Origin of the sequence: Lysinibacillus xylanilyticus (assembly GCF_001708185.1) — a bacterium.
GTDB lineage: Bacteria > Bacillota > Bacilli > Bacillales_A > Planococcaceae > Lysinibacillus > Lysinibacillus xylanilyticus_A.
On record NZ_MDDN01000002.1, the window covers coordinates 53,966 to 79,121 of the forward strand.

The 25,156-nt window shown below is 37.9% G+C and carries 24 protein-coding genes; 10 read left to right on the forward strand and 14 right to left on the reverse strand.

The features are described 5' to 3' along the window. Positions 1-130 precede the first annotated feature (130 nt). The 4 genes from BFJ97_RS04985 to BFJ97_RS04990 all read left to right on the forward strand — a co-directional run bounded on the left by BFJ97_RS04985 (position 131) and on the right by BFJ97_RS04990 (position 2,459). On the forward strand, positions 131-580 hold the full coding sequence (locus BFJ97_RS04985) for a helix-turn-helix transcriptional regulator (RefSeq protein WP_068983558.1): 450 nt from the start codon (positions 131-133) through the stop codon (positions 578-580). 41 nt (positions 581-621) lie between these two features. Next, entirely contained in the window at positions 622-753 is a 132-nt protein-coding gene (locus tag BFJ97_RS25400; RefSeq protein WP_302621784.1) for a hypothetical protein, read from the forward strand. Between the two features lie 30 nt (positions 754-783). Further along, a complete protein-coding gene (locus BFJ97_RS23985; RefSeq protein ID WP_139114379.1) occupies positions 784-984 on the forward strand; it encodes a hypothetical protein in 201 nt (66 codons plus the stop codon). 740 nt (positions 985-1,724) lie between these two features. Further along, positions 1,725-2,459 carry a metallophosphoesterase gene (locus BFJ97_RS04990; RefSeq protein ID WP_068983559.1) on the forward strand — a complete coding sequence of 245 codons (735 nt, stop codon included), beginning with the start codon at positions 1,725-1,727 and terminating at the stop codon, positions 2,457-2,459. A gap of 29 nt (positions 2,460-2,488) precedes the next feature. On the opposite strand, the gene cyoE is transcribed toward BFJ97_RS04990, so the two are convergent. Then, a complete protein-coding gene (cyoE, locus tag BFJ97_RS04995; RefSeq protein ID WP_068983560.1) occupies positions 2,489-3,439 on the reverse strand; it encodes a heme o synthase in 951 nt (316 codons plus the stop codon). A gap of 735 nt (positions 3,440-4,174) precedes the next feature. On the opposite strand from cyoE, the gene proC reads away from it, so the two are divergent. After that, positions 4,175-4,975 (forward strand): pyrroline-5-carboxylate reductase, encoded by an 801-nt coding sequence (proC, locus tag BFJ97_RS05000; RefSeq protein WP_068983561.1) that lies wholly within the window; start codon positions 4,175-4,177, stop codon positions 4,973-4,975. A gap of 64 nt (positions 4,976-5,039) precedes the next feature. Here proC and BFJ97_RS05005 read toward each other — a convergent pair whose 3' ends face one another. The 4 genes from BFJ97_RS05005 to BFJ97_RS05020 form a co-directional block, all read right to left on the reverse strand. Then, the gene (locus BFJ97_RS05005; RefSeq protein WP_068983562.1) at positions 5,040-5,693 is read right to left on the reverse strand and encodes an alpha/beta hydrolase; all 654 of its coding nucleotides are present in this window, start codon (positions 5,691-5,693) and stop codon (positions 5,040-5,042) included. A 141-nt stretch (positions 5,694-5,834) separates the two neighbouring features. Beyond that, the gene (locus BFJ97_RS05010; protein WP_068983563.1) at positions 5,835-6,389 is read right to left on the reverse strand and encodes a hypothetical protein; all 555 of its coding nucleotides are present in this window, start codon (positions 6,387-6,389) and stop codon (positions 5,835-5,837) included. Between the two features lie 272 nt (positions 6,390-6,661). After that, positions 6,662-7,363 (reverse strand): tetratricopeptide repeat protein, encoded by a 702-nt coding sequence (locus tag BFJ97_RS05015; RefSeq protein ID WP_068983564.1) that lies wholly within the window; start codon positions 7,361-7,363, stop codon positions 6,662-6,664. A 177-nt stretch (positions 7,364-7,540) separates the two neighbouring features. After that, positions 7,541-8,014, reverse strand: coding sequence for a thioredoxin family protein (locus BFJ97_RS05020; protein WP_068983565.1), 474 nt, complete (start codon positions 8,012-8,014; stop codon positions 7,541-7,543). A 197-nt stretch (positions 8,015-8,211) separates the two neighbouring features. On the opposite strand from BFJ97_RS05020, the gene BFJ97_RS05025 reads away from it, so the two are divergent. Continuing rightward, on the forward strand, positions 8,212-10,521 hold the full coding sequence (locus tag BFJ97_RS05025; protein WP_068983566.1) for a YhgE/Pip domain-containing protein: 2,310 nt from the start codon (positions 8,212-8,214) through the stop codon (positions 10,519-10,521). A gap of 80 nt (positions 10,522-10,601) precedes the next feature. Beyond that, positions 10,602-11,111 (forward strand): PCYCGC motif-containing (lipo)protein, encoded by a 510-nt coding sequence (locus BFJ97_RS05030; protein ID WP_068983567.1) that lies wholly within the window; start codon positions 10,602-10,604, stop codon positions 11,109-11,111. A 33-nt stretch (positions 11,112-11,144) separates the two neighbouring features. Here BFJ97_RS05030 and BFJ97_RS05035 read toward each other — a convergent pair whose 3' ends face one another. Beyond that, positions 11,145-11,681, reverse strand: coding sequence for a hydrolase (locus BFJ97_RS05035; RefSeq protein WP_068983568.1), 537 nt, complete (start codon positions 11,679-11,681; stop codon positions 11,145-11,147). Between the two features lie 1,024 nt (positions 11,682-12,705). Here BFJ97_RS05035 and serC point away from each other — a divergent pair. After that, on the forward strand, positions 12,706-13,794 hold the full coding sequence (gene serC / locus BFJ97_RS05040; RefSeq protein ID WP_068983569.1) for a 3-phosphoserine/phosphohydroxythreonine transaminase: 1,089 nt from the start codon (positions 12,706-12,708) through the stop codon (positions 13,792-13,794). 76 nt (positions 13,795-13,870) lie between these two features. Here serC and BFJ97_RS05045 read toward each other — a convergent pair whose 3' ends face one another. Genes BFJ97_RS05045 through BFJ97_RS05055 form a run of 3 tightly spaced genes read right to left on the reverse strand, consistent with a single transcriptional unit; the run spans position 13,871 to position 15,914 of the window. Next, positions 13,871-14,293 (reverse strand): Fur family transcriptional regulator, encoded by a 423-nt coding sequence (locus BFJ97_RS05045; RefSeq protein WP_068983570.1) that lies wholly within the window; start codon positions 14,291-14,293, stop codon positions 13,871-13,873. Next, positions 14,290-15,153, reverse strand: a complete 864-nt coding sequence (locus BFJ97_RS05050) for a metal ABC transporter permease (RefSeq protein ID WP_068983571.1) — start codon at positions 15,151-15,153, stop codon at positions 14,290-14,292. Before BFJ97_RS05050 ends, BFJ97_RS05045 begins: the two co-directional genes overlap by 4 nt. A 14-nt stretch (positions 15,154-15,167) precedes the next feature. After that, positions 15,168-15,914, reverse strand: coding sequence for a metal ABC transporter ATP-binding protein (locus tag BFJ97_RS05055; protein ID WP_068983572.1), 747 nt, complete (start codon positions 15,912-15,914; stop codon positions 15,168-15,170). Between the two features lie 308 nt (positions 15,915-16,222). Between BFJ97_RS05055 and BFJ97_RS05060 the strand changes: the two genes are divergently transcribed. Next, positions 16,223-16,459: a Nif11 family protein gene (locus BFJ97_RS05060; protein ID WP_068983573.1), complete on the forward strand. Its 237-nt coding sequence runs from the start codon at positions 16,223-16,225 to the stop codon at positions 16,457-16,459. A gap of 56 nt (positions 16,460-16,515) precedes the next feature. Here BFJ97_RS05060 and BFJ97_RS05065 read toward each other — a convergent pair whose 3' ends face one another. Together BFJ97_RS05065 and BFJ97_RS05070 are read right to left on the reverse strand one after the other, a co-directional pair. Then, positions 16,516-17,409, reverse strand: coding sequence for a deoxyribonuclease IV (locus tag BFJ97_RS05065; protein ID WP_068983574.1), 894 nt, complete (start codon positions 17,407-17,409; stop codon positions 16,516-16,518). A 12-nt stretch (positions 17,410-17,421) separates the two neighbouring features. Further along, positions 17,422-18,723 carry a DEAD/DEAH box helicase gene (locus tag BFJ97_RS05070; protein ID WP_068983575.1) on the reverse strand — a complete coding sequence of 434 codons (1,302 nt, stop codon included), beginning with the start codon at positions 18,721-18,723 and terminating at the stop codon, positions 17,422-17,424. 291 nt (positions 18,724-19,014) lie between these two features. Between BFJ97_RS05070 and BFJ97_RS05075 the strand changes: the two genes are divergently transcribed. Then, positions 19,015-20,070, forward strand: a complete 1,056-nt coding sequence (locus BFJ97_RS05075) for a 2,3-butanediol dehydrogenase (RefSeq protein WP_068983576.1) — start codon at positions 19,015-19,017, stop codon at positions 20,068-20,070. Positions 20,071-20,181: 111 nt separating this feature from the next. On the opposite strand, the gene kdpC is transcribed toward BFJ97_RS05075, so the two are convergent. The 3 genes from kdpC to kdpA form a co-directional block, all read right to left on the reverse strand. Next, positions 20,182-20,832 (reverse strand): potassium-transporting ATPase subunit KdpC, encoded by a 651-nt coding sequence (kdpC, locus tag BFJ97_RS05080; protein ID WP_068983577.1) that lies wholly within the window; start codon positions 20,830-20,832, stop codon positions 20,182-20,184. An 11-nt stretch (positions 20,833-20,843) separates the two neighbouring features. Next, entirely contained in the window at positions 20,844-22,907 is a 2,064-nt protein-coding gene (gene kdpB / locus BFJ97_RS05085) for a potassium-transporting ATPase subunit KdpB (protein ID WP_068983578.1), read from the reverse strand. A gap of 382 nt (positions 22,908-23,289) precedes the next feature. Beyond that, positions 23,290-24,993: a potassium-transporting ATPase subunit KdpA gene (kdpA, locus tag BFJ97_RS05090; protein ID WP_068983579.1), complete on the reverse strand. Its 1,704-nt coding sequence runs from the start codon at positions 24,991-24,993 to the stop codon at positions 23,290-23,292. Positions 24,994-25,156 lie beyond the last annotated feature (163 nt).

Here is a 25,156-nt window from a genome sequence, read left to right on the forward strand (position 1 = left end):
CCATTCATCAAAAAATATCCTCGCCCCCTCATTTCCCACGATTTAACCACAATTACTAGCGAAACAGAAAACACAGTTTACCACTTTCATGTATAATGGTACTTAACTATCTGAAAGGAAGGGTGTTTGGATGAATCGTGAACAATTAATCACACTTATTTCAGAAAAACTGAAATTAATCCGTACTGAAAAAGATTTAACGCAGGATCAGATGAGTGATTTACTAGGACTTTCTAAAAAAACACTTGTTCAAATTGAAAAAGGTCGTATTCAGACTGCCTGGACTACAACTGTTGCGGTTTGCGCATTATGCCGAGAAAGCTCAATTTTACAGCATGAGCTCGGTGGTGATCCACTTGAAATTGTTGACTTAATCGCTAATAATGGAACATTACAACCTAAAGAAAAAACGATGGGTGGATACATATGGTGGAAAAATCTTAGAGAATACAATGGTTATCGCTTACAACAAAACGCCATTAGTCAGCATTTTCGAATTCTAGATACAAACAACTATCGACTACTATCAACATTTGATGAATCATTGGCCGAGCAAGAATGGGAAAAGATTACAGTATAAATCAATTATGCCTCGGCATAATTGCATCCGGAATCGGCTTTATGCTTAGGCCTGCAGATGTTTTTTGGTGCGAAAGCGTAGTGCTAACGCAGCGGCAGCAACAAATGTTTTTTGTGCGAAAGCGTAGTGCTAACGCAGCGGCAGCAACAGATGTTTTTTGTGCGAAAGCGTAGTGCTAACGCAGCGGCAGCAACAGATGTTTTTTGTGCGAAAGCGTAGTGCTAACGCAGCGGCAGCAACAAATGTTTTTTGTGCGAAAGCGTAGTGCTAACGCAGCGGCAGCAACAGATGTTTTTTTGTGCGAAAGCGTAGTGCTAACGCAGCGGCAGCAACAAATGTTTTTTGTGCGAAAGCGTAGTGCTAACGCAGCGTCAGCAACAGATGTTTTTTGTGCTAAAGCGTAGCGGCAGCGGCACCGATGCAGGTCAGTTAGCCGTTTTCGCATGAATGCGATGATTTTAGGTTAACATCCTTTGTGAACTCCTTTACGATACCGTTACATCCGCCAGAGACTTTAACTTCTTTCAGCGGATGTTTGGACACCCGCTGAAAAGTTACTTAATACCGCATTCATCTCACCATCTATAGAAGCGGTGACTTCTGTAACTGACGCTTTGCTTTCGCTACAAAAACCATTTGCTGAAAGAAGTTAAATTTTGTTCGCGTTTAACGTAAAAGCACAATGTTTCTACGTTAAGTGCGAGTAGTACTACAATCCCCTCCACCATTCAGTTACGGAAGACTCAGCGTGGTCGAAGCCTCCTCGTCGCTCATACTTCGCTCTATGTACTTTCATATCATACCTACTTTTTAAATCAAGAACAGATTTTAGCCAAAAAAAATTAGTTTAGCATCTATTACTATCACACCAATAGATGTATTTGCAATGGCGTCATTATATTTTTCATAGCCTCGTTGAATTTGCTGTAGCAAATAAATCTTCGTATGATCTAGCGAACACTATAGACAAATGAATATGAAAATGAAATCACCTCTTCATATGATAAAGTATAAATAGATACTAGTGGTATGGAGTGATAACTTTACAATCAATCTTTTGGTGTAATGTTAGATCAGTTGAATTATGCAAAACTATTCTTGATACTTAATAGTAATTGCTTTAATACTGGAGAGGATGCGCTTTATGGATCGAATACTAGCAATTAGTGATATACATGGAGAATTGGACCTTTTTGAAGAATTATTATTAAAAGCTAAGTATGATACTATGCAAGATCAGCTATTTTTACTTGGCGATTATATTGATCGCGGGCCTTCATCTAGTGGCGTTTTAAACTTAGTGGGTGAATTGCAAACAAAAGGTGCACGTGTTCTACTAGGAAATCATGAAGCCCTTATGTTAAAAGCCTGTCGCTCCGGGCACCCCAAATCTTGGAATCATTGGGTGAAACTTTGCGGTGGTCATGCAACTCTTGCAAGCTATGGTTATCAGTTAGACGATTTTAAGGAAGCCATTGAAAACGATACATTACCTAGCTTTATCCAGACCTTACCAAAGCTCGAAGAACATTTACAGCTTATTGAAACCTTTGATATTTATATCGAATTAGAGGATGTCATTTTTGTACATGGTGGTGTTGTTCCTGGAGTAGCTATGACAGAGACAGATCCGATGCAATTTTTATGGATTCGTGAAAATTTCCATGCTGGTTATCAAGGAGAAAAAGCTGTAATCTTTGGCCATACACCTACCTACAAACTTCACCAAAATCCAACAGAGCACAGTGTCTTTTTTGGTGAAAATAATATCATTGGAATAGATGGTGGGGCTGTTTTTGGAGGTCAGTTACACGCTATAGAATGGCCAAGTCGTCAAATAATCTCAGTGGAAAGGAAAAAGCCAACAAGTGTAGAATAACCTGTTGGCTTTTCGTGCTGAATGAAGCTTTAATACAATTTAAAAATAACACCTACTACAGAGTAAACAATAACCGTTGAAAATAAAATTGTCATATGGATAAGTGAGAAAACAAACATTTTGGTTGCCCACTTCGTTTGATCTTTATTACTACGATAGCCATAAATACTCATTACAAGCCATGCGATGCTTAGTAAAAGTGCAACAAGCATAATACCAACACTTAAAGTGCCAAATAAGAAGCTTGAAAAAATCAATAATATTAAATAAAAGTTCGTTTGATAATAAGTACGGCGCATCCCTTTTACAACTGGCAGCATAGGAACTTTAGCCGCTTCATAGTCAGCATGCTTACGAATAGCAATGGCATAAAAATGGGGCATCTGCCAAATGACCATCACGAAAAATAGACCAAGTATCGCAGGATGTGTAATATCATTAGAAACAGTAGCCCAACCAATTAAAGGTGGAATTGCCCCTCCGATACTCCCAATTTCCGTGTTATAAATTGTGCGTCGTTTTGTCCACATTGTATAGGGTACTACATATAAAAACACCCCTAAGAGACCGAATGCCGCAGCTAATGGTGAAGCAAGTCCTAGCAAAGCTACCCCGGTAATGAGCATGGCAAAAGCTAATATCAACGTAGATTTCGCTGACATTTCACCTGTTACAGTTGGTCGACTTTGCGTACGAGGCATAATAGCGTCAATGTCACGGTCGTATACATTATTAAATGCTCCAGCAGCCCCAATAACAAGTGCAGAACCAATCGTAGCAAAAATAATTTCAGGTATATTCTCTACAAATGTCATTTTATTTTTGTAAATACCTAACGTTAAACCAGCCCACATAGGAATTAAATTTGATTTAATGATTCCTGTTTTAACTGTCTGCGCTAAAATAGTAGAGCGTGAGGACTTCCCTGATGATTTCTTAGAAGATTGTAGCTTATGCTCCGTTTTTAGATTTTGTTCCATTCATCTTAATTCCTTTTCTCTCAAAATTTCTACACGCTTTACTCGATCGAAAGCGACAAAATTTCCAATCAATTATGCCTCGGCATAATTGCGTCCGGGATCGGCTTTGTGCTTAGGCCTGCACGAGGGCCGACACGATGTCGGTCATTTCGGTAATGCCACAGGACGTGGCGTTTTTACCGATGCAGGTCAGTTAGCCGTTATCGCATGGATGCGATGATTTTAGGCTAACATCCTTTAAGAACTCCTTTCCGATTCCGTGACATCCGCCGGAGGCTTTGGGCCAACGTGATGTTGGTCACTCAGTCGTTGCCACAGGACGTGGCGTTCTTAGACTGAGTTCCTCTATTTCAGTGGGTGTTTGAACACCCGCTGAAAGAAGTTAAACGTATCAAATTTTAATTTTACCTCTTTTAGATAGAGTCTGTCTCTATGTTCACATAAAGTACATGATTTTCTTTTCTGATGTATAAAAATCAATTACGCTTTGGTGTATTTACCACTTTCGTTTGAAGACCCACTGCATGGGAGGTACAATTGCATTCATCTCACCAATTGGTCTTCTACTGAATGAAAATAAAGATACACGTCCCATTCACAACATCTTCTATGATACCACCGACTGACGTGAATTTGAACCTAATTAGCTTGATTCTTAGCATATTACTATTCAAGTAAAACAATCTACTCTATACTAATGTGTATGTTTTAACTTTATGAAGGAGTGTCTACCACGTGAAATACGGATTTATCGGCCTTGGAAATATGACTACAGCTATTATTAAAGGAATGTGCAAAAGCGGAGATTTTGATTCCACTTTTATTTATGGCTATAATCGTACCAAAGCAAAAACAACAAAATTAGCAACCTCTTTCGGTATTCAAGCCGCAAGCTCTATTGAAGATATTATGTCAAATTGTGACGTCATTATCCTTGGTGTTAAACCCCAAATGTTACCTGATGTTTTACCTGAGGTGAAAAAGCATTTACAAGACAACCATGTCATTGTATCCATTGCTGCTGGTAAAAATATTACATACTTCCAAGGTTATCTATCTGAAGTTACCCCTATTATTCGTGTAATGCCAAATATCAATGCGCTTATCGGTGCCTCTACAAGCTGCTATACAACAAGTGAGCAAGTATCAGATATACAGCTTCAACATGTCATTTCACTGTTTGAAACAGTTGGAACAATTATCGAGATCCCTGAACACCTATTTTCGATATTTACAACGATTGGTGGTGCTTCACCAGCATTTACTTATATGTATATTGACGCTTTAGCACGTGCTGCTGTACGTGAAGGGATGCCAAAAAGCATGGCTCTTGATATTGCAGCAAATGCAGTACTCGGTAGTGCAAAAATGATTTTACAATCACAGGAACACCCATGGGCACTTGTAGACCAGGTATGTTCACCAGGCGGGACAACAATTCAAGGTGTATCCTCATTACAAAGTAATCATTTTGAAACAACCATTCACGATGCAGTAGCTGCCGTGACTGACAAGGATCGCAGCTTATCGAAATAGCTCTTAATTGATCTACTAAAGAATAAAAGTGAAACCGAGACATCCTACATGCCTCGGTTTCACTTTATTGAATATTATCTTGTAATTCCTGCGCTAAAAATGCAGTTAGATCACGTAAATTTTCTGGTGTAACACCGTGGCCATCTGGATACTGTTTAAATGTCACAGTAGCACCAAATTGCTCAAAGATTTCTTTACTTTCAGCGCCCCATTGCGACGGGATAATATAATCATAATCACCATGAGAAATAAATGCATGTAAATGATTAACTGGTCGAATTGCATATTCCTCTGTAACGAATTTTGGCGTGTAGCCACTTAACGCTACAATTCCCGTAATTAAATTCCCCATTGCAAAAGCAAGTGATTGTGCCAAAACAGCTCCTTGACTGAATCCAAGCACGTACACTTTATGTAGATCAACTTGATATTCTTCAATTGCCTCTAATATAAATCGTTGTAATGCCACTAACACTTTATCAAAAATTTCACGGTCTGGGTTTCCGACCTCTTGGATCGTGAAAAAAGCATAGCCCGGCTTTTGCGTAATAGGTCCACGTAAACTAAAAATATGGCATTGTTCTTTAAAATCCTGTACTAATTGTGGTAAATCATCTTCATTACTACCCATTCCATGCAATAAAAAGATTGCCGGGTATTTTTTATTCGGGTCCATATTCGTAGGTTGTGTATGTTTAAATGTAAATGGTGTATTCATTGAAAAAATTCCTTTCTGATGTCCTTACTATCTCCTTATTATACTGCATAAGGTAATTAGACAAGAACAGGATTGCCTCATTATCATTTTAATAAATGACATGCAAAATTTTAGTTATGAGTATAAATACTGCCCTACCGATTAAAGTTTAACTTTATTAATAATCCCATCGGTGTGATACGCAATATAGCCGTTAATAATACGAATTGTTTCTTGTGGATCTGCGTTAAAAAGTACTTTTGATTGCTCAGGTGTTGAGACAAGCACTGTTAATAAATCTATGCGCATTGAATGTCCAGCAGAGCTATAAGCATAATCGTAGACAATATCTTCCTCTGTCATACCTTCTGTCTCATATTGCTTATGGAACAATTCTTTAGCGGCATCCATTTGTTCCGCTACCTGCTGACGAATACGCATTTGATGCATCAAAAGCTCTTCTTCTAACACAGTAGTCTTTAACCACTCTTTCTTGTCGAGCATTCCCAAAAATTCTTTTTCCCAAACTTGCTCATTTTCAGTAAAATACAACATATTGACCATCAGCCTATCCCAAAAATCAATTTGTGTTGCTGCCGATTTACGGTATATTGCAATTGTCTCTTTAAAGTGCTCCTCAACTTTCGTAATATTCATATTGCGCACTAAATGATTACAGACATCTTCAATAAATTTATTTGCCACTTCTTGTGCCATCCAAAAACCCGTCCTTTATCTTACAAATCATTTCCCCACTATCATACCATGATTGGAGAATATAAAGAAACGGGCAACGTATACCGCCTTCCATGTAGGCTGTTGAAATAGTTTTCATCATTGACATAGCTTCAGAAACAAAAAGGAACATCTTCGCCATATAAATGAAACGAAGATGTTCTCGATTGTCACTTTATTCATTTCGCCTTGGCATAATTGTAGCTGTCGCTTCGCTTTCGCTACAGATAAACAATACGTCCGGAGGCTTTATCTTATGAAAACACATAGCTATCCATATTATCTATTGTATTTTGAATAGCATCCTTTAATGATCGCTGATGCTCGCCGCAAACAGCCAGCGCCTGCTCTAATGTCATCGCTGCATTTGCCATAAACGGCGCCATCTGTAAATCCTTCGCTAATTGAATCAGAACAAGTGCTTTATTCCATAGCCAACGCGCATTTTTTGCATCTAAATTAATCGCTTGCTCCAAGTAGCCTAGGGCGTCGAATGGCATCCAACCGAAGCGGTGCATCGTTTGCCCTGTAATCCCCCAGTATAAAGCTTTATTAGGGTTTTCTTTTACAGCTTGTTTAAAACAATGGACACTCTCATTGTAGTGATGTGCAAACAAAAACAGTTCACCCTGCGTAAAGAATGATTGTGCCTTTTCATTTGGAGTACCTGTTTTCGCTACATCCTCTAGCTCCTTAATACGCTGAGAAAACTGTGCTTCATCTTTTATCGCACGAATTTCCACGACGACATCCGATTCAGGATAGCTTTCATCTGTTCGTTCTTCATGCTGAGTTTCCACAAACAACGTAGCCTTTGGATAGCTAGCAAAATCATACTCTTCCAATAATTTAATATATTGATCAGCTAACGCTTTCTCGCTGTCATCTGTAACTTGCTTAGCTACCTCATAGCATTTCATTAGCTCGCCATTATAAAAATAATCATCCATTGTCATTCAATATTCCTCCAATGTACAGCTCGTCAGTATATTCAGTATACACTACAAAAATCAATTTCGCCTTGGGCTAATTACCTTAAGATTTCGAATTGTTCTCAGGTATGTACAAGCATTTACTGAATGAAGATAAAAAAAGACTGCTCAAAATAACTTTTGAGACAGTCGTAGCCTTCCTTATTTTTTTAATACTTCTAAATAAGCACGTAACTCTTCTTCTGGTAATGCACCGACAAAGCGGTCAACCTCTTTACCATCTTCAAAGTGAATGAATGTTGGCGTCGCTTTAAAATTGTATTGATCAAATAAATCCCCGTATTCATAAGTGTTTAATTGAACAATATCAACACCCAGCTCCTTAGCAATCGGCATTAATACTGGTGTGAAGGCTTGACAATGTACACATGTCGGACTGAAGAAATAAGCATTGACATCTTCACCAGCTTTTATTTTTTTCTCAAGTTCTTCAGGTAACATTATGTTTTGGTAATTTTCATCATCTAATTGATCAATTGTTTCTTGTTTTAGTACTTTGTCGCCATAAGGATTCTTTGCACTTGTTAACTTACTTTCGTTCGATACTTTTGTTAGCATAACAATTGCTATAAATAACACAACAATAACTGACCCAATAATTAGTAGTTTTTTCACTAGAATGTGTTCCTCCTTTTCTACACTAAAAAATCCTAGTTTTAGTGTATTCGCGATTGATTATAAAGTTTTTTTAAACCCTAGTAAACTAATTTGTCTTTTAAAAATAAGTTTTTCTACAATCCAAACATAATTCCGCCCATTTTTGGGACCATAAATAGTACAAAGCTTAATATAAAGGTGGAGTGGTTAATAATATGAAACACACTATCCAACAAGTTTTTCAAATATATAAAAGTGATATCCATAATATCTTAACAAACTGGGTAGTTGCTGTCATTATTGGTGGACTTATCTTTTTACCTTCTCTTTATGCGTGGCTCAATATTTATGCCTCTATGGATCCTTATGCCCATACAGCCAATATGAAAATTGCTATTGTCAACGAAGACACAGGAGCGAATGTTAGAGGAGAAGATATACATGTCGGTAACGATGTAATCGCTAATTTAAGCACAAATACAAGCTTTTCTTGGCAATTTACAACTCGTGAAAAAGCCATGGATCGTTTAAAAAACGGTGACTATTTTGCGGTTATCGTAATCCCTAGTGACTTTTCACAAAAACTAACCTCCATACTGTCAAATCAGCCTACTAAAGCGCATATCGATTATTATGTAAATGAAAAAATAAATGCAGTCTCACCCAAAATTACAATTAAAGGTGCTAGTGGCCTAACTCAACAAGTTTCTAGTGAATTTATCTCAACTGTCAATGGAACACTTTTCGCTATTTTTAATACGATCGGTGTTGAGATGGAACGGGAAATTCCAAACTTAAGAACGTTTGAAAATTATATTTTTACAATTGAACAACATCTTCCTGGTATTGAGACCTTTTTAGCACAAACCGCTAAAGGTGGCAAAGAAGCTGAGACATTACTGAACCACACGATGACCCAAGTTCCTGAGGTTGAAAAATTAACGAATGAAGGTCTTACAACTATTCAACAAGGTTTAAAATTGATTAATGAAGCTGACACACTGTTCACCGAGCTATCCCCTATCATTAAAAAGGATTTAGAAGCTGTCCAAAATATTGCGCAACGATTTACAGAGCTAGTAGGGAAGCTAGAAAATGCTAATGTGGATACAGCAACCATTGCCCAAACAAAGGATGCGATTAAGAAACAGCTGGATGCATCTCACGAAAAAATAAATTCTAGCATACAAACACTTGAAGCACTGCAAAAATTAACACAAGCTGATGCTTCAACTCGTAAACAGCTTGAAAACAAAGTACAAAACATCCTGACAGCACTACAGCAAAGCAATTCTGAAGAGGTTAAAACTTTACTTAATAAAAAAATCATTGAACAACTTGAAGCTATACGCGGAGATTTACAGGCAAATCCTAGTTTAACTGATTATTCATTAAGCTCTCTAACAGCATTAAATCAGCTAAATACGTTACTAACTGACGTCTCAAATAAAGTTCAGCAGTTAAATAATATTGATGGAGAAAAGATCAAAAAAGATCTCGCTGATGTTCAAAGTGTTGCGCAAAATGCTTCGAACAATCTGAATCAATTCCTTACTCATTATAACGATCATCTAGAACCACAAATTCGCACGACCCTGACTTCTGCGAAAAATACATTAACAAATGCATCATCCATGTTAACGGATGTAAAAAGTTTTCTTCCTCAAGTATCAGATCGTTTAACAAATGCAAAAAATACGTTAGCGACAGCTAATAAAACAATTGCTACAGTACAATCGAATTTCCCTGCTTTAAGTACAAAAATTAAGAATTTAGCGGAGAAGCTAAGAACATTAGAAAGCGAAGCAGATATTTCTGAAATTGTTCAATTATTGAAAAACGATGTCAATGCCGAGCGGGATTTCTTTGAGGAGCCTATTAAGCTTCAGGAACATAGGATGTTTCCGATTGCTAATTACGGAACAGCTATGACACCATTTTACACTGTACTTTCCATCTGGGTTGGCTGTTTATTATTAATTTCACTTTTATCTGTTGATATTCACGATAATCATCAATACAGTATTCGAGAAATATACTTTGGACGTTTATTAACATTTGCGACTTTTTCATTTATCCAAACGCTCATTATTACAATAGGAGATATCGTTCTTTTAGATGGATCCATTAGTGCGCCTTATTACTTTATACCATTTGGGCTATTGATTAGCTTAGTGTTTGTTACAGTTGTCTATACACTAGTTTCGGTATTCGGAAATGTTGGGAAAGCGTTAGCCATTGTCATGTTAGTGTTACAAATTGCAGGTTCTGGCGGCACATATCCAGTAGAATTATTACCAAAGTTTTTCCAAATAATAAACCCATTTTTACCTTTTACTTATGCAATTGAAATGATGCGAGAGGCTGTTGGTGGTATTATTTGGTCCAAGGTATTGGTGGATCTCGCCTTTTTATCTTGCTTCTGGCTCATTTTTATTCTATTTGGTTTCTTCATGAAAAAATTATTGAGTGAGAAAATGGAACTTTTAATGAACAAAACACGTGGATTAGATATTTTTCATTGATTTTCACCTGCGCTTCCTGTCAATGTTTAAGCGAACGATGGTATAATGGCAGTATTGTAAACATGTGGGAGGCGCTTTTATTGAAAAAACTACTATCTATTTTTGCTATATCGTTATTAGTGTTAAGTGCTTGTGGTGAGGAGAAAAAAGTTGCTGAAAAAAATCAAAACGAAACGCCAAAAGAAGCTTCACACGAAGAACATGCACATGCTACTGGAGATATTCAGGAGGAAACTGCATCTGCAGAAGTGCTACCATCCTTTTTAAATAATCAAACTGAAAATATTCGCTTAGTGTATCAAATTGCTGGTCAGTCTACAGAAATTCTAGAATGGATGCCATGCTATTGTGGATGTGGCGATTCAGTTGGACATAAAAGCAATCTAAACTGCTTTATTCAAGAAAAACGCGAGGATGGAACAATTGTCTGGGATGATCACGGTACGCGTTGTAACGTTTGCCTAGAAATCGCTGTACAGTCTGCAAAAATGCATAAAGATGGCATGAGTCTCAAAGAAATTCGTCAAACAATTGATGACACATATAAAGAAGGCTACGCAAAACCAACACCGACGGACATGCCTGCTTAATAAAAAAACTCATCGTTATGATGAGTTTTTTTATTATTTAACTAGCTGTAGCACCGTTTTAAAATGTGGATGATCAGCACGTTGTAGTAGCTCATATAAAATCATTTCTGTGCTTGTGGGTAAAATTCCAAGTGCCTTCATCTTCTCTAGCCCTAACTCTTTATTGGCCTTTGTACGAGAGGACACGGCATCTACAACAACTTCGACCTCAAACCCTTGCTCTTTTAGCTGTCTTGCTGTTTGGTAGACACAAATATGTGTTTCGATCCCTGTCACGATAAATTGAGTACGACCACTTGCCTTCAATGCATCGACAAATTCTTGCTCCTGGCAAGCACTGAATGCCATTTTAGCAATAGCTTGCCCTTGAAGATGCTGAGCAATATTTAATGCAGTCCCACCTAAACGACTAGGATTTTGTTCAAGCCATAAAATAGGTACTTCCAATGCCTTCATAGCTTGTACCAGCTTTGACACATTGTCAATCACCGCTTCACTTTCATCAACAATTGTCGCTAACTTACCTTGTACATCAACGACAACTAAACACGCTTCCTCTATTGTAAACATTTAAAACACCCCTTACTTCATTTTCACAGTTCATTATACCGAAAGATACTTGGTTTATGGAGAAAGTTAAAAAAATTTCCGTCCATCCTATATTAACGGCAAATATCATCAATATTACACCTTAACCTCCATCGAACCAGTGCATATAACGGTAATATGGGCAACTTAGGCATATCTAAACAAGATGCTTAATATCATGCACTTCTATGGGCTCTTGTTGTCATAGAAGAATTTCACTAAATGAAGGCTAAAACAATTACCATAAAACTTCTTTTTTCAAACCCGAACATTTTATAACACCAATGATTAACCAATGCGCAAATCACGAAATATAATCTCATATATGCACATCTAAATTTTCATTTGTTCGTATTTAAAGAAAAATACTTTTAAGAATTTATCTCAATTGTGTACATTTTGTTGCAAGCCTGTCGCAATTTTGCTCGAATAGTGAGAATTTTATTTTTTCTCTTGAAAATTGAGTTATAATCCAGTAAAGTGCTTTTATCCCGCTTTAACGGTCAGTACAATACTTTACATTGTATATGAAAGAGATGACTTTGAACTGACCGTAAAAGCCCGATTGGTTCAACTAACAACCAGCAGAGGATGAAAACCCCTGCTGATTGAAGTTTCACTTTATCCCGCTTTAACGGTCAGTACTATGCTCTACATTTATATGAAATAGATGACTTTGAACTGACCGTAAAAGCCCGATTGGTTCAACTAACAACCAGCAGAGGATGAAAACCCCTGCTGATTGAAGTTTCACTTTATCCCGCTTTAACGGTCAGTACAATACTTTACATTGTATATGAAATAGATGACTTTGAACTGACCGTAAAAGCCCGATTGGTTCAACTAACAACCAGCAGAGGATGAAAACCCCTGCTGATTGAAGTTTCACTTTATCTCGCTTTAACGGTCAGTACAATACTTTACATTGTATATGAAATAGATGACTTTGAACTGACCTTAAAAGCCCGAAATTCACCTTATTAAACAACACAAGGAGTGTACCACATTGACACAACGTGCATACAATTTTAACGCAGGCCCATCTGCACTACCAGTAGAAGTATTAGAAAAAGCCCAACAGCAATTAGTAAACTTCCGTGAGTCAGGTATGTCAATTATGGAAATGAGCCATCGTAGCGCCATTTTCGATGAAGTACATAATGAGGCAATTGCTTTATTGAAAAAGCTTTATGCTATCCCAGAAAACTATGAAGTCCTTTTCCTACAAGGTGGAGCTAGTCTTCAATTTACGATGATTCCAATGAACTTCCTACAGGCCGATCAAAAGGCAAGCTATGTTTTATCAGGCTCATGGTCTGAAAAAGCATTCAAAGAAGCGAAATTTTTTGGTATGCCTGTTGAAGCTGCTAGCACAAAGGAAAATCAATATCGCAATATCCCAGCTTTAGCAGACATTCAATTCAATGCGGATGATGCATATGTGCATATCACTTCAAACAATACAATTTACGGCACACAATGGACGGAATTCCCTGAAACAGGAAATGTACCGTTAGTTGCAGATATGTCTAGTGATATTCTTTCTAAGCCAGTTGATGTAAGTAAATTTGGTCTAATCTATGCAGGGGCTCAAAAAAATCTTGGTCCTTCTGGTGTAACAGTAGTTATTATTCGCAAAGATTTGCTAGAAAAAGCGAATAAAAATATTCCAACAATGCTGAAATACACAACGCATGCTGACAGCAACTCTTTATACAATACACCACCAACTTTTGGCATCTATATGCTAGGTGAAGTATTAAAATGGGTTGAATCTAAAGGTGGCGTTGCTGAAATTGCGAAGCATAATGAGTTAAAAGCGAAAGTAATTTATGATGCCATTGACAATAGCAATGGATTCTATAAAGGTCATGCAACACCTGAAAGCCGTTCTTTAATGAACATTACTTTCCGTGTTGCTGATGAAGAGCTTGAAAAACAATTCCTTGCTGAAGCAAAAGCAGCAGGATTTGTTGGACTAAATGGACACCGTTCTGTAGGTGGCTGCCGTGCTTCTACTTATAATGCTGTCCCATTAGAAGCTTGTGAAGCATTACGTGACTTTATGGTAGCTTTCCAACAAAAACACCAATAATCATAAACGACGAATAAATACTATAAATTTAAAGGGGTAGCGCCAAGTGATGTTTCACTTGGCGCTACCCCTTTTTTTACACAGTTTCATGCTTACAATCCGGACACTTACCATAGATCTCAAATTTATGATTTTCAATTTCGTAGTTTGGTAGTTTCTCTCCAAGCATTTCCATAGGACAAAGATTTAACTCCTTGACATTGCCACAATCCAAACAAATAAAATGGTGGTGATGATGTTCAGACTCACAATGCATGCGGAAATTTCGCTCCCCAGATAGCTCAGTTTCTTCCAGTATTCCAAGCTTCACAAATGTTGCTAAGTTACGATAAATTGTATCAAAACTCATACCTGGAAAATCTTTTTTTAAAACATCCAATAAGTCACGAGCTGTTAGATATTTATCTGTTGCTGCAAACATATCTAATATTAACTCCCGCTTATCTGTTTTTTTATAGCCGTTCTCTTTTAAAATTTCCCACGCTCTAGAAACATTCACTGTGCTACCTCCTCTTGTTTTGCAGCCATCTTAAATACTACTTTCTTCGCTAGAATAACTAGTAACAAAATGAAGATGGAAGTGACAACAATTGTACCACCAGGCGCTAGATCCAAATAAAAAGCACTGACAAGGCCGATTAACACAGCTGCTTCCCCAAAGACAATCGAGTAGATGATCGTTTGCTTAAAGCCCTTTGCTAAACGCATTGCAGCAGCCACTGGTAATGTCATAAGTGATGACACAAGCAAAATACCGACTATGCGCATACTTGCAGCAATAACTAGTGCTGTCACAATCATAAATAACAGATGAATCCAACGAGCAGGTAGACCACTAGCTTTTGCATATTCCTCGTCAAAAGATAAAACAAAAAGCTCCTTAAAAAATAACAACAAAAAGATAATAACAACGACAGCGATTCCCACCACTACCCATAAATCCTGACGTGAAACAGCTGATACTGAACCAAATAAATAGCTCATTAAATCTGTGCTAAAGCCACTGGCAAGGGAGATGAAAATAGCACTAATCCCTATCCCACCTGACATAATAATAGGAATGGCAAGCTCCTCATAGTGCTTATATAAACGTCTTAGTCGCTCAATTAAAATTGAACCGCTAACAGAGGCAAGTATACCGAGATAAATTGGATTTAGCATAGCCAAGGCTGGAACAGATTGACTGAGATATAAGCTTCCTGCTATACCTGCAAGTGTCACATGTGACAAGGCATCTGCAATAAGCGACAGCCTGCGAACAACAATAAAAACACCTAGCAGCGGTGCCAATATGCCAATTAATATCCCCGAGAAAAAGGCATTTTGTAAAAATTCATAGTTAAAAATTGCTTCAATCATTGAGCCTTCTCCTTCTAGTGAATCTTTCTCACAGAATGACCATACCAAGCTTCAAGCGCATCCTGAGAAATTGTATCAAATTCATTTTTGTAACCATGGAAGTGGATAGTTTGATTTAAACATGCTACATGGCTGATACGGTTCGACACTGTATCGACATCATGAGTGACAAGAATCATTGTAATTCCCTGTTCCCGATTCAATTTGACCAGCATATCATAAAATGACTGTACATTCTCATGATCAATGCCGACAGTTGGTTCATCTAATATTAGTAGTCTCGGTTCGCTAACTAAGGCTCGTGCAATAAAGACACGCTGCTGTTGCCCACCGGATAATTCACCAATATTACGATTCATAAAAGCTTCCATTCCAACAGCTTTTAATGCTTCTAGTACTTTTTCTTTTGCATCTCGTCCAGGTCTTTTAAATAGCCCTAATTTTTTTGTTAATCCGCTTTTTACTACCTCTTGGACGGTTGCTGGAAATCCTGAATTGAAGGCATTGGATTTTTGTGACACATATCCTATCCATTCACGATGCTTAAAAGTTGCACTTGGTTCACCAAATAACTTTATTTCTCCAGTCATTGGTTTTAATAATCCTAAAATAATTTTTAATAATGTCGATTTCCCAGAACCATTTGGACCGAGAAGTGCTAAAAAATCTCCCTCTTCTACACGGAAAGAGATATTTTTTAATACTTGTGTATAGTCATATTGAAATGACAAGTTTTCAATATCAATAAGTGATTTTTTCATGCATGACCGCTTCTTTCTAATTCAAAATCATTACGATTTACAAATTGTAAGTATAAATGAAATCACTGTTTTTGTAAAGGAAATTAGTTTACTAATAGGCTGTCTCATGTTGTCGAAAAAAGTTTAAATACATTTAGATGTCACTTTTCGCTTTAACAAAGACTTTTTTACTTGAATCACGCTCAAATTACGTTGTAATAGGCATTGATTCTAAAACTTTTAAAGTAAGGGTTTTCAGAGTTGGCACGTCGTTCACAAGAAGGATTTCGTTTCAAAGAAACTAAAAAACTTTAAAAGGGGGATTGGCTTTGAGTATTCAATTTTTACAGCAATTAGCACAAAGTAGTGATAAAGAAGTCGTTGCCATTGCTCGTGCTGAAGGGTTTGAAATTACAACTTCTGAAGTAAAAAAACTACGACCTTATTTGGAGCAATTCTCATTTACTTGGCTCTTTTTAGGTATTCCGAAAGATATACTTGTAGAGGTTGAAGCTGTTTTAGGTAGAAAGCGTTCTAGACAGCTGATCGCACTATTTACAAAATAATAGAAAATAGCCCGAAAATCAGGACTTATGCTAGCTGATTTCGGGCTATTTATTTTCTATCCTCTTAGAGCATCGATTAACTCAGGTTTAAACTCTCCACTACGTAACATCTCAATTTCATGTTTATATGGAGCCGATTTTGATTTGGCATCACTATTTAATGCGACAAAAGGTGTTTCTAAGATTTTAGGAATCTCTTTTAATTGTGGGTGATGTACAACATAATTTAATGCGTCAAAGCCAATATGACCAAAGCCAATATTTTCGTGACGGTCTTTTCCAGCACCGCGAACATTTTTTGAATCATTAATATGCAAGACTTTAATACGATCTACACCTATTAATTTATCAAACTCATTTAATACGCCATCAAAATCCTCGACAATATTGTAACCGGCGTCATGTGTATGGCAAGTATCAAAGCACACTGACAGACGCTCATTATGTGTCACACCATCAATAATTTTGGCAAGCTCTTCAAAGGAACGACCACATTCAGTTCCCTTCCCTGCCATCGTTTCTAATGCGATTTGTACAGGATAATCCTGTGCTAATACTTCATTTAAGCCCTCAATAATTTTAGCAATCCCTGCATCAGCACCAGCGCCTACATGGGCACCAGGATGCAACACAATCTGTGTAGCTTCCAAAGCAGCTGTACGTTCAATCTCAGTCTGTAAGAAATCTACACCAAGACGGAAAGTTTCAGGCTTTTCTGTGTTTGCAATATTGATAATGTATGGAGCATGTACAACAATATTTGTCATGCCATGCTCTTTCATGTGTAGTAAACCGTTCATAATATTAAGGTCAGCAATTGCCTTACGACGAGTATTTTGAGGTGCTCCTGTATAAATCATAAAGGTATTTGCCCCATATGAAAGAGCTTCTTTACTTGACCCGAGGAGCATTTCTTTTCCACTCATTGAAACATGTGATCCAAGTAGCATTTGAATACCTCCTTATTTTTTCCCGCGAGCTTTTATGCGACGTTCACGTTTTTTAATTTTTTCCATTTCCCATTTCATATTACGTTTGTAGCCTGGTTTTACTTTTTTCGGCTTACGTACTAATGCTTTAGCTTTCGCATCGATTTCATTTTCTTGCTTCACACGATTTTTACGTGCATGGCGCTCTTTTAGTTCAGACCATTCGCCATCTTTTACATCTTTTTGAACAAATGGAATGCCCATTTTTTCAACACGTACTACTGCATCCTCATCTGATGGCTCAAACAACGTGATAGCCGTTCCTTTATTCCCTGCACGTGCTGTACGTCCCACACGATGAATAAAGAACTCTAAGTCCTCTGGAATTTCGTAGTTAATGACATGTGAAATTCCTTGAATATCGATACCACGTGCTGCAAGGTCTGTTGCAACGATATATTGATAGTCCAATTCTCGAATTTGCTTCATCATCTTCTTACGATCACGCGGACTTAAGTCACCATGAATTTGACCACAGCGAATCCCATTTTCATTTAAGTAGCCAGCAACGTGCTCTGCTGTTTTACGTGTGTTAGTGAAAATTACCGCTAAAAATGGATTGATTCCTTCAATAACTTCCAACAAACGTTTGTTACGAGATTTAGAACGCACTGGGACAAGCACAAAGTCAATTCCTTCTGCGACCGGGCGTTTATCGTTCATATGGATATGAACAGGTGCTTCCATATATTTTTTCAAGAAAGGCTGAAGCTTTTCTGGAATTGTCGCTGAGAATACAAACATTTCCAGGTTATCTGGCATTTGAGAAGCAAAGCCGTCAATCTCCTCTATAAAGCCCATATCGAATGCTAAATCTGCCTCGTCGACAACTAACATTGGCGCCGTATGCACAAATAACGCTTGCTCTGAAACGAGATCACGAATACGTCCTGGCGTTCCAACAACAATTTGTGGTTGCGTTTTTAACTTATCAATGGAGCGTTGTTTGTCCGTACCCCCAATAAATAGTTTCGCTTGAATAGTTGTTCCTTCTATTAATTGATTTAACGCATCAAAAATCTGTTGAGCAAGCTCACGTGTAGGTGACGTAATAACAGCTTGTACTTCCTGCTTGTCGGGATTAATGCGTTGCACAATCGGAATTAAAAAACTATGTGTTTTTCCCGTCCCTGTATGTGCTTGTCCGATTGCACTCTTCCCTTTTAGTATTAGCGGAATAATTTCCTTTTGAATCGGCGTTGGTTCTGTGAAGCCAAGTTCTGCAATTGCGTCCTGCAAAAATGGCTGAAAATTATAATCAGTATATTTTGACATAATTCGTTCCTCCTAACATCTTTCCCATTGTATCATGATTCAACTTTTAGGTATATTAACGTCCTATTATCTTAAGCATGAACATTATTTTCTACTTTAATCATAGCTGTAGAGAAGCCCTTATCAAAGTTACTCGAAATGCTGTTAATATGCAATAAAAAAAGCACTGAACTGCTGTTGAAAAAAGCTAAGAATTAGTATATTTTATGTCAATTTATTGATAACTAATGATTTGAAGAATTACCATATGCTACGATAAAAATGTAAGATATTAGAGGAGGTTGACTTATCATGAAAGCAGCAAGATGGTATAAAGCAAAAGACATCCGAGTAGAAAACATTGAAGAACCAGTAATTGCATCTGGAAAAGTAAAGATCAAAGTACATTGGACAGGAATTTGTGGAAGTGATTTACATGAATACGCAGCTGGCCCAATCTTCATTCCAGTGGAACAACCTCACTATGTAAGTAAAGATATTGCGCCAATTGTTATGGGACATGAGTTCTCTGGTGAAGTAGTAGAAGTTGGTGAAGGTGTTACAAAAGTACAAGTTGGTGATCCCGTAGTTGTAGAACCTATTCTTGCATGTGGCGAATGTGCTGCTTGTAAAAAAGGTAAATATAATATTTGTAAGCATCTAGGTTTCCACGGTCTTTCTGGCGGGGGCGGAGGATTCTCTGAATATACAATGGTAGATGAAAAAATGGTACATAAAATGCCAGAAGGGCTTTCCTATGAACAAGGTGCACTAGTTGAACCAGCAGCAGTAGCATTACATTCAGTTCGTCAAAGTAAATTAAAAGCTGGTGATAAAGCAGCAGTCTTTGGTACAGGTCCAATCGGTCTTCTTGTGATCGAAGCATTGCGTGCTGCTGGAGCAGCTGAAATATACGCAGTAGAACTTTCAGCAGAGCGTGCTGCCAAGGCTTTAGAGTTAGGCGCAACAGCAGTTATTAATCCTAAAGATGAGGATGCAGTAGCCCGCCTTCATGAATTAACTAATGGTGGTGTAGATGTTGCATTTGAAGTAACAGGTGTCCCTGTAGTATTACAACAAGCAATTGATTCCACAACATTCGAAGGTGAAACAATTATCGTTTCCATTTGGGAATCTGCGGCTTCCATTCAGCCTAACAATATCGTTCTAACAGAGCGTTCTGTTAAAGGTATTATTGCTTATCGCGATATTTTCCCATCAGTTATGGAATTAATGAAACAAGGTTACTTCCCTGCTGAAAAACTTGTGACGAAACGAATTGCTCTTGATGAAGTCGTAACAGAAGGCTTCGAAGCCCTAATGAAAGAGCGAAACCATATTAAAATCCTTGTAAATTCACAAGCATAAAATAGAGTCAGGTAGAGAAAATAAAGAAACTTTTCTCTACCTGTTTTTGCATATCACCATAACGCGGGGTTGATTTTCGTTCCGACTGGGCGACTCCACTCCAAGCAACTTTTAGTGATGAGCCTCATTTCCCTTCATTTTTTTCATAATATCTAGATTGGCCATTAGGAAGTTCACCTTATTTTCTCCAAAAACCCCAAATGACCGTTTTTCCGTATTTGCCTCTATAATTTTTTCAATCTCTTCCTCAGATAGCCCACTTGCTTGGGCAATACGTTCAACTTGTATTTGTGCAGCTTTTACACTGATATGGGGATCTAACCCTGAACCTGAAGCAGTCATTAAATCAGCAGGTATGTCTTGTCGTTTTACGGTTGGGTTTGCTAGTAAAAACTTCTCGATATCTGCTTCTATTCGCTTCTTCAATTCTGGATTAGATGGTGCATAGTTAAAAGTTCCAGAGCTAACGCCGCTATAATTCACCTGGCCATTTTCATCTGATATCGTATCCTCTTCCGTATAAACATTGTAATTGACGGATGAAACACGTCCCCAGAAGTACTCAGGTGCTGTAAAAGCTTGACCTATTAATTCTGAGCCAACAACTTCACCGTCCATTTCGATTAAACTGCCATTTGCTTTATGAGGAAATAACCCTTGCGCTAATGCAGTCACAGCAAACGGGTATATAAAACCACATAGAACGAACATCGTCATTGTGATCAATAATGCTTGCTTTGAGTTCTCAAAAATTTTTCGCATGTATCTTCCTCCTATAACCCAAACGTATGGAATAGTGGTCCAACTAGTAAATCAATCAACTTAATGCCAATAAAAGGAGCTATAATTCCGCCTACGCCATAAACAAGTAAGTTTCTATTTAATAATTTTGCAGCACTCATCGGCTTATATTTTACGCCTTTCATTGCAATTGGAATTAACAATGGAATGATGACCGCATTAAAAATTAAGGCAGAAATAATCGCACTTGAAGGTGAATTGAGATTCATAATGTTTAGTGCGCTCATCTCAGGTACAGCGACCATTAGCATAGCTGGGATAATGGCAAAATACTTTGCAATATCATTGGCAATACTGAAGGTCGTTAGTGCACCCCGAGTCATTAGCAATTGTTTCCCAATCTCTACAACTTCAATAATTTTAGTTGGATTTGAATCTAAATCGACCATGTTAGCAGCTTCCTTCGCTGCATTCGTACCTGAATTCATAGCAAGCCCTACATTTGCCTGTGCCAGTGCTGGCGCATCATTCGTTCCATCACCAGTCATAGCTACCACTTTCCCTTGTGCCTGCTCATCTTTAATGACTTGAATTTTGTCTTCCGGCTTACTTTCTGCAATAAAGCTATCCACTCCAGCTTCCTTTGCGATAGATGCTGCAGTAAGTGGGTTATCTCCTGTACACATGATCGTTTTAATGCCCATTGCACGAAGTTGTTCAAAGCGTTCCTTAAGTCCGGCCTTTACAACATCCTTTAAGTAAATAACACCTAAAATTTTATCGTTTAACGTTACTACAAGCGGTGTCCCACCAACAGAAGATACTTGATGAATCAGCTGTTCTAAATTTGCAGGAATGTTATAACCTGCTTTCATACTTTCATTTTTTATCGTATCATAGGCTCCTTTTCGAATTTTTGTGCCATCCTTCATATCCAACCCGCTCATTCGTGTCTGTGCAGTAAATGGAATATGTTCACTTGACTTGATAATATTTTCTTCACCGTCTGTTTTTACTCCTAATTCGCAAGCAAGTGACAAAATAGACTTTCCTTCAGGTGTATCATCTGTTAAGGAACTAAGCCATGCAGCTCGGATTAAATCTTTACTTTCCACACCTGTTACTGGCAGAAATTCGGCAGCCATACGATTTCCATAAGTAATCGTTCCTGTTTTATCTAAGATTAATGTATCCACGTCTCCACATGCCTCTACAGCTCTTCCAGACATTGCAATAACATTAAACTGTGTAACCCTATCCATTCCTGCAATTCCAATCGCCGACAATAATCCACCAATCGTTGTAGGAATTAAACAAACTGTCAGGGCAATTAATGTTGCGATAGAAATCGGCACATTTAAATAAGCCGTCATTGGATAGAGTGTCACAACAACTAATAAGAAAATAATTGTTAAACTTACTAAAAGTGTATTGAGCGCTACTTCATTTGGCGTTTTTTTACGACTAGCTCCTTCGATGAGCGATATCATTTTATCTAAAAATGATTCACCAGGCATCGAGGTAATTTCGATCATCAGCCAATCACTCGTAACTGTCGTGCCACCTGTAACTGATGAAAAATCACCACCCCGCTCCTTTATAACTGGTGCGGATTCACCAGTGATTGCCGATTCATCTACAGTAGCAATTCCATCAATGACTTCTCCATCATTTGGAATAACCTCTCCTGCCTGAACTAAAACGATATCGCCCTTTTTTAACTCATGTGCCTGTTTAACTATTTCAGAGCCATCACTAAGCAGAACACGAGCCTGTGTCACTGTTTTCGTCTTTTTTAACGTTTGAACCTGTGCCTTCCCTCGCCCCTCAGCAATCGACTCTGCAAAATTAGCAAATAGAATGGTAACAAAAAGAATAACGGCGACGATCGCATTATACAATCGGTCATGTTCTCCTACTTCGTTACCAAATATATTCGGAAAAAGGGTTAATAACAGGACAAACATAAACCCTATCTCTACTACAAACATAACTGGATTTTTCACCATATATACTGGACTAAACTTCTTTAAAGCGTCTATCATCGAGCTTTTAAACATTTTGCCCGTAATAAAACTTTTTCTTGCAGTTTCCATAAGTGTCTCTCCTTACTAAAATCAATTTCGCCTTGGCGTAATTGCCGCTGACGCTTCGCTTTCGCGCAGAATACATTTGTAGCTGTCGCTGCGTTTTCGCTACAGATAAACAATGCGTCCGGATTTTGAATTGTGCCCAGGCCTGTACGAGGGCCGACACGATGTCAGTCATTTCGGTAATGCCACAGGACGTGGCATTTTTACCGATGCAGGTCAGTTAGCCGTTTTCGCAGGATGCGAAGGTTTTAGGCTAACATCCTTTCATTCATTCCTTTCAAAATCCGTGACATCCGCCGGAGGCTCTTCATTCAATAGGTATTTGGATACCCACTAAAAAGGAATCACATCCGCATTCACCTCATCACATTAAAAGGTGGGCGTCTTAAGCTGAATGAAAATAAAGTTGTAAGTGCTCTGTGATTGGTCCAAGAGCTAATGCTGGTAAAAATGTAAGAGCACCAATCATTAAAACAATCGCAACAAGTAACAATGTAAAAACAGTATTATCCGTTTTCAATGTTCCCACCGAATCGCTGTAAAACATTTTTTTAGCAAGTAGAGACGCTATAGCTAGTTGAATAATAATCGTCAAATAACGTCCAAAGAACATGGCAAGCCCTGTCGTTACATTCCAAAATGTTGAATTGTCAGCTAACCCTTCAAAACCCGAGCCGTTGTTAGCAGAGGCAGATGCAAATTCATATAAAACCTGCGATAAACCATGTGCACCCGGATTCGTTATGCCCGCTACCCCTGCTGTTGTTGCAACTGCAAGTGCTGAAAATAGTAGAATAATAGCAGGATGAATCAAAATACAAAGAGCGATCAGTTTCATTTCCTTCTCTTCAATTTTCTTGCCTAAAAACTGAGGTGTTCGACCAATCATTAAACAGGCGATGAATATCGTTAGCAACACATACATCATCATGTTCATTAGGCCGACTCCCTTGCCTCCAAACACAACATTTAGCATCATATTAAACATCGGTACAAGACCACCAAGCGGCGTCAATGTATCGTGCATATTGTTAACAGATCCCGTTGTAAAAGCAGTAGTCACTGTTGTAAATAGTGCTGATTGTGCTACCCCAAAGCGCATCTCTTTTCCTTCCATACTGCCAAGCTCCTGCGAAATTCCGAGCTCACTAATAATTGGATTACCCGCTTTCTCCGCTACATACACAGTTACAAGTCCAACTAGGAACAGCATACTCATTGCCGCAAAAATGGATAGCCCTTGTTTCCCAAATATAGTTTTCTTTTTTCTATATGCGACCATTAAACTAAATGCAACTACACAAGCACCTGGTAATAACATCATAGATAGCATTTCCACAATATTAGAAATGACCGTTGGATTTTCAAATGGTGTCGTTGAATTCGCTCCATTAAAACCACCACCATTAGTACCTATATGCTTGATGGATTCAAGAGAAGCTACAGGTCCAAGGGCAATATCTTGTAATTTACCTTCTATTGTTTGGACAGTTTTATTCGCACTAAAGGTTTGCGGAGAACCTTGTGCTACTAAAATCATGGCAACAACAATAGATAAAGGCATTAACACACGTGTAATAACACGAACGAAATCCACAAAGAAATTCCCTATAGTGTCAGTTTTAGCAACTAGACGACGGCAGAACGCCATACAAGCTGCATAACCAGTAGCTGCAGATGTAAACATCATAAAGATAATGACTAGCATTTGTGATAAATAACTGAGTCCTGATTCGCCACTATAATGTTGAAGATTCGTATTCGTCATAAATGAAATAATGGTATTAAATGAAAGTGTTGATTCCATATTGTCAATATCGTTTGGGTTTAAAAACAGCATCGCTTGAATGCGTAAAAGAACGTATCCAATAAACACCATAAAGGCGTTCGACAAAATTAACGAAAGCACATACTGTTTACCCGTCATATCGCCTTGTTTAATGCCGCATAATTTATAAATAACAGCATCAAATCTATCCATAATTGGATCAAGCCATGTTTTTTGGTGCATTGTCACCCGAAATAGATAGTGCCCAGTTAAAATCACGAGCGGTAAATAAATGATTAATACAATGGCGATTTGCCACATACTGTAGTACCTCCTACAAGCCTATTAATAGTTTTCAGGATATAGTAATGCATGCCCTAGATAACCGAAAAGGAACACAAGTACAATCCCCATAAAGATCCACATTTTCATTCCTCCTTACTTCTCTTCCACTAGCATGAAGCACCAAGCGGTTAACGCATAA

Excerpts from the sequence above, each read along its gene's own strand:
- BFJ97_RS05025 (WP_068983566.1), top strand. The coding sequence starts at position 8,212 with ATGAAACACACTATCCAACAAGTTTTTCAAATATATAAAAGTGATATC.
- BFJ97_RS25400 (WP_302621784.1), top strand. The coding sequence starts at position 622 with ATGCTTAGGCCTGCAGATGTTTTTTGGTGCGAAAGCGTAGTGCTAACG.
- BFJ97_RS05055 (WP_068983572.1), bottom strand. The coding sequence starts at position 15,914 with ATGAAAAAATCACTTATTGATATTGAAAACTTGTCATTTCAATATGAC.
- BFJ97_RS05050 (WP_068983571.1), bottom strand. The coding sequence starts at position 15,153 with ATGATTGAAGCAATTTTTAACTATGAATTTTTACAAAATGCCTTTTTC.
- kdpC (WP_068983577.1), bottom strand. The coding sequence starts at position 20,832 with ATGCGAAAAATTTTTGAGAACTCAAAGCAAGCATTATTGATCACAATG.
- BFJ97_RS05035 (WP_068983568.1), bottom strand. The coding sequence starts at position 11,681 with ATGTTTACAATAGAGGAAGCGTGTTTAGTTGTCGTTGATGTACAAGGT.
- BFJ97_RS05070 (WP_068983575.1), bottom strand. The coding sequence starts at position 18,723 with ATGTCAAAATATACTGATTATAATTTTCAGCCATTTTTGCAGGACGCA.
- cyoE (WP_068983560.1), bottom strand. The coding sequence starts at position 3,439 with ATGGAACAAAATCTAAAAACGGAGCATAAGCTACAATCTTCTAAGAAA.
- BFJ97_RS04985 (WP_068983558.1), top strand. The coding sequence starts at position 131 with ATGAATCGTGAACAATTAATCACACTTATTTCAGAAAAACTGAAATTA.
- BFJ97_RS05075 (WP_068983576.1), top strand. The coding sequence starts at position 19,015 with ATGAAAGCAGCAAGATGGTATAAAGCAAAAGACATCCGAGTAGAAAAC.
- BFJ97_RS05010 (WP_068983563.1), bottom strand. The coding sequence starts at position 6,389 with ATGGCACAAGAAGTGGCAAATAAATTTATTGAAGATGTCTGTAATCAT.
- BFJ97_RS05015 (WP_068983564.1), bottom strand. The coding sequence starts at position 7,363 with ATGACAATGGATGATTATTTTTATAATGGCGAGCTAATGAAATGCTAT.
- kdpB (WP_068983578.1), bottom strand. The coding sequence starts at position 22,907 with ATGGAAACTGCAAGAAAAAGTTTTATTACGGGCAAAATGTTTAAAAGC.
- BFJ97_RS05005 (WP_068983562.1), bottom strand. The coding sequence starts at position 5,693 with ATGAATACACCATTTACATTTAAACATACACAACCTACGAATATGGAC.
- kdpA (WP_068983579.1), bottom strand. The coding sequence starts at position 24,993 with ATGTGGCAAATCGCCATTGTATTAATCATTTATTTACCGCTCGTGATT.
- BFJ97_RS04990 (WP_068983559.1), top strand. The coding sequence starts at position 1,725 with ATGGATCGAATACTAGCAATTAGTGATATACATGGAGAATTGGACCTT.
- BFJ97_RS05065 (WP_068983574.1), bottom strand. The coding sequence starts at position 17,409 with ATGCTACTTGGATCACATGTTTCAATGAGTGGAAAAGAAATGCTCCTC.